Here is a 4,250-nt window from a genome sequence, read left to right as displayed (position 1 = left end):
ACATCGCTGGCGATGACTACACCCTGGCCGACATCGTCGCGCAGTGTGCTTGCGTCCTGGGCAAAGCGGTGGGCTTGCGCATCCCGCCGGAGATGACCAACCTGTCGCGCTGGTTCGCTCAGGTATCTGCTCGACCCACTGCCCGGGCATAAGGCCTTTACCAAGGAGAATGCCATGTCCGGACAAGGAGTCTGTTGTGTGATCGGCGCTGGTGACGCCACGGGTTCAGCGGTGGCCCGGCGCTTCGCCAAGGAGGGCTACACCATCTGCGTGGCGCGGCGCACTGAGGCAGCCTTGAAACCGCTGGTGGACCAGATCACGGCCCAGGGGGGTCGGGCTCTCGCCTTTGGGCTCGACGCACGACGCGAGGACGAGGTGGTCAACTTCTTCCAGCACATCGAAGCCAACATCGGGCCGATCGAGGTGTTGGTCTTCAACGTAGGCGGCAATGTCCGATTCCCAGTCCTCGAGACAACGGCTCAGAAGTACTTCAAGGTCTGGGAGATGTGTGCCTTGGCGGGCTTTCTGGCCGGCCGCGAGGCTGCGCGTGCGATGCTGCCTCGCGGTCGCGGCACCATTCTTTTTACCGGCGCTACGGCCAGCGTGCGAGGTTCTAATGGGTTTGCCGCCTTTGCAGGAGGCAAGGCGGCGTTGCGGGCACTGGCCCAGTCGATGGCGAGGGAGTTCGGTCCACAAGGCTTACATGTGGCGCATGTGATCATTGATGGTCTGATCGATACCGCCTTCGCGCGCACTAATTTCGCGCAGCGTGTGGACGAACTCGGACCCGATGGCATCCTGAACCCGGACCATATCGCAGAGGCCTACTGGTGGTTGCACAGCCAGCCTCGCGATGCATGGACCTTCGAACTGGATCTGCGTCCATCCGTGGAAAGGTGGTAGCGGCCATGTCCCGAATAGCCGTTTTCGGTGCCACAGGCCTCACGGGTGGGCTTGTCGTCAGGCAGGCGCTCGCACAGGGCCATGAGGTCGTCGCTTTGGCGCGTGACCCGGGCAGCGTCACACTGCAGCACCCGAGCTTGCGGGTGATCGGTGGCAGCCCAATCTCGGTTACCGACGTCGAGCGCTGTGTACAGGGTGCCGATGCCGTCATTCACTGCCTGGGCATCGGTGGAAAAGGGGATGGCAAGCCGACCTCACTGATCTCTGATTCGGTCCGGTTCGTGTTGACAACAATGCAAGACCATGGTGTCCCTCGCATCGTGTGCATGTCCAACATTGGCGCAGGCGATAGCGGAACCTGGTTTGCAAATCGAATTGTCATACCGCTATTTTTACGCTGGCTGATCCCCATCATCGAGGACAAGAATCGCATGGAGTCGGCGCTGCGTGGCAGCCCCGTCGACTGGGTGTCTGTGCGTTTGCCCAACATCGTGGCGGGCCCGGACAAGCCGATTCGGTTGAGTGCCGACGGCCGTGGCATCGGTTTGTCGATTACTGCCGAGTCGGCCGCCCGCTTCCTGTTGGAGCAGGTTTCGTCCGATAGGTACCTTCGACAGGTGCCTTGCATCAGCAACTGACGCAAGATAAAACATATCAATAATTAGGGCATGCAAACTTCAACTTCATCAGCAAACAGGTCCTCGATCGTTCGTTACCTGAGTGTGACCGGCTTGTCACTCTGGGCACTGGTGATGGCCTTGGCGCCAGACCCGGGATTCAGTGCTCCTTGGCACTGGATATCGCTGTTCTGGGCCATGCAAATTGCCGTTGGCCTGACGGTTCTACAAACCACGCTGTACTTGTTGAGCAGAGCTGACCCTCAGGGTCGAATGCCTATGTGGTCGCTGGTTGCGGTCAGCGGTTTCTGTGGTGCTGCAGTACTGACACCAATCTACTGGATGATTGGCGAGGGACTGATGCAGCAGGTGTTGGGTTTCGCTGAAACTCTCGACGCCGATGAACTCATCAGTGTGCAGCAGACATTCGGTTGGGCCGTTCTGGTCGATGAATGGCTGGATATTTCAGGCCCGGTCATTGCGGCATGGGCATTGATCTCCTGGCCTCGTCTGCAGAGTTTGCTGCCGCCATTGGTTCAGAGCCCCAAAAAGTCAGTCGATGAGCCGCTTGCGGCACAGTCACAAGTATCCAGCATCGTTGAGGAGAGCGCTCAACATTGGCGCAAAGCCTTACCCACAGAGCTGGGTAACGATGTGATGGCCGTCAAGTCCGAGCTTCAATACCTGCGTGTCTGGACCACCCGGGGCTCAGCTTTGATACTAGGCAGTTTGCAAGAGGTGGAAGACGCAGAAGGCAGTGCCGGGATGCGCGTGCATCGCTCTTGGTGGGTGAATGCTCGGCATGTGCGGACCGTTCGGCGTAGCGGTGAAGCGGCCATCTGTGAGTTGAGCGATGGCCGCGAACTTCCCGTCAGCCGTCGCAGAAAGGCGGATGCGGTGGCTCGGTTCGGTGACCGGGCGCATTACGAAGACCTGACCGCCGCATCCAGTGACGCTCGTTCTCCAACTCGCTCTGATCAAAATGCCCGTCGCAATCCCACTTGAACAGAAACTGGGTTGTAGCGCGGCTGGGTCAATCGTCCCGTGACTCCTTCCTCAGCAGGCAATTCAACATTGCCAACGCGCAGAAGGCGTACGTCTGCTGCCAGCCTCCAAGCATTGTTAAGCGGTATTTCGGTGCCAGCGATCAGTTGGACGGCCACTTTGCCTTTCTTTGACCATGCTTGCTCTGTACCGCCCGAGTTGATATCGAAATCGATCTCTTGAACCCACCCTAGACCCGCGCCTACGTAGGGTGTCCAACTTCCCGGCTGGCCGATGAAGCGCCTCAGGCCATTGACGAAAATGATGTTGGAAGCAAAGTCACCACTGGACGCGATCGTGGATCCCCCACGGTTGAGTGACTTGAGGTCATGGCGACGCCAGTTCCATTCAAGCTCGGAGGCCCAACCATTACCGTAGCGGAAACCGATATCGCCCCCCAGACCCAACCCGTTTCCAAAGCGGGCCGTCAACCCAGACCCGAAGCCGGCGCTGCCTACCTCGTCGAAGGTGGTTGAACCGAGGTTGCTCGCTTGAGCATAAACAGTGGCATAGAAACCACGTGGTTCAGTCTGGGCCAATGAAGTGCCCGCCATGCCGATCATCAAAATCGAAACAGCCAGAGGTGAAAAAGAGCGAACAAATTTCATGAAATTCCTTCGAAACAATCAGGTTGATCAAATGTCGGAGTGGCGCTCCTGCCCAAGCGCAAGTCGACTGCGATCAATGTTCGGAAAGTTTCTGGTGCAAAGCGAGCTTTTTTGAACGAATGGTGGATTGGGTGAACGAGCGGCGTTAAATCGCACGAGGCAAAGCATCAGCCAAATAGTCATAGACCGCCCTGATGCGCTTGCTGGTTCGTACCTCCTTGTGGACAGCTAGCCAAACCGGGAGGGGCTGAATTTTCAGCTTGGGCAGCAGCGGTATGACCGCAGGATCCATTCGGATCTGGTGCTCGCTGACAAAGCCGATGCCCAGCCCGGCGCGTACAGCCTCCCACACCACGATCAGGTCGTCGGTCCTGAAGGCAAAGTGCTCCCGAGTTGCCGGGATACCGCCCGCAGCGAAGCCCTTGAGGGTCTCGTCGTTGCGGTCACCCCCAATCAGGTGGTGCTCGAGCAAGTCGGCAGGCTGGCGTGGCATACCACGCCGACGCAGGTAATCCTGGTGGGCGCAGGCCCTGAGCGCTACCTTTCCGACCCTCCGTGCAATGACTGTGGCCTGCTCGGGCTGGACCATGCGCACCGCGATATCGGCCTCGCGTCGCAGGAGGTTGCTCACCGCATTGCTGGCTACCAGTTCCACCTGCACATCGGGCAGTGACAGGCGCATTTGTGCAAGCAGGGGCGGGAGCACATAGCACGACACGGGCTGGCTCGCCGTGATGCGCACTGTCCCTGATACAGAGTGATCAGCGCCCATGACGCTGCGGGCGAGTGCATCAGCCCCGAGTTGCATGGCACGCGCAGATTCGGCCAGTCGAAGTGCCGACTCGGTGGGCAGTAGTCCCCGTCCGGTCCGTTCGAACAGCACCAACCCCAACTGAGATTCCAGTTCCGTCACATGCCGGCCGATGGTGGGCTGGCTCGATTTCAGCTGCCGTGCAGCGGCCAGCAGGCTACCCTGTTCCAACACGGCCAGAAATGAGCGAACAAGGGACCAGTCAAACAAGCTATTCATGAATGAAACTCAGAGATGCAAAGATCTACAATTGTGCACAGGATGAGG

Annotated in this window: 6 protein-coding genes; 4 read left to right on the top strand and 2 right to left on the bottom strand. The window is 58.9% G+C overall.

The features are described from left to right. Window positions 1–2: 2 nt before the first annotated feature. From ACOVRJ_RS21575 to ACOVRJ_RS21560, 4 genes are read left to right on the top strand one after another with little or no spacing between them, the layout of a single operon-like run. The gene (locus ACOVRJ_RS21575) at window positions 3–152 is read left to right on the top strand and encodes a glutathione binding-like protein (protein ID WP_422045875.1); all 150 of its coding nucleotides are present in this window, start codon (window positions 3–5) and stop codon (window positions 150–152) included. A gap of 22 nt (window positions 153–174) precedes the next feature. Beyond that, window positions 175–903 carry an SDR family oxidoreductase gene (locus tag ACOVRJ_RS21570; protein WP_422045874.1) on the top strand — a complete coding sequence of 243 codons (729 nt, stop codon included), beginning with the start codon at window positions 175–177 and terminating at the stop codon, window positions 901–903. Between the two features lie 5 nt (window positions 904–908). Next, window positions 909–1,541 (top strand): NAD(P)-dependent oxidoreductase, encoded by a 633-nt coding sequence (locus ACOVRJ_RS21565; RefSeq protein ID WP_422045873.1) that lies wholly within the window; start codon window positions 909–911, stop codon window positions 1,539–1,541. A 30-nt stretch (window positions 1,542–1,571) separates the two neighbouring features. Then, window positions 1,572–2,525, top strand: a complete 954-nt coding sequence (locus ACOVRJ_RS21560) for a LytTR family DNA-binding domain-containing protein (protein ID WP_422045872.1) — start codon at window positions 1,572–1,574, stop codon at window positions 2,523–2,525. Here ACOVRJ_RS21560 and ACOVRJ_RS21555 read toward each other — a convergent pair. Next, complete coding sequence (locus ACOVRJ_RS21555) at window positions 2,498–3,172, bottom strand: outer membrane protein (protein ID WP_422045871.1); 675 nt, start codon at window positions 3,170–3,172, stop codon at window positions 2,498–2,500. The genes ACOVRJ_RS21560 and ACOVRJ_RS21555 overlap by 28 nt on opposite strands. Before the next feature lie 145 nt (window positions 3,173–3,317). Next, window positions 3,318–4,202 carry a LysR family transcriptional regulator gene (locus ACOVRJ_RS21550; RefSeq protein WP_108355088.1) on the bottom strand — a complete coding sequence of 295 codons (885 nt, stop codon included), beginning with the start codon at window positions 4,200–4,202 and terminating at the stop codon, window positions 3,318–3,320. Window positions 4,203–4,250: the final 48 nt, after the last annotated feature.

Source organism: Roseateles sp., assembly GCF_049240545.1.
In the GTDB taxonomy this organism is placed as follows: Bacteria; Pseudomonadota; Gammaproteobacteria; order Burkholderiales; family Burkholderiaceae_C; genus Paucibacter_A.
This window is presented reverse-complemented; position numbering and strand designations above follow the sequence as displayed.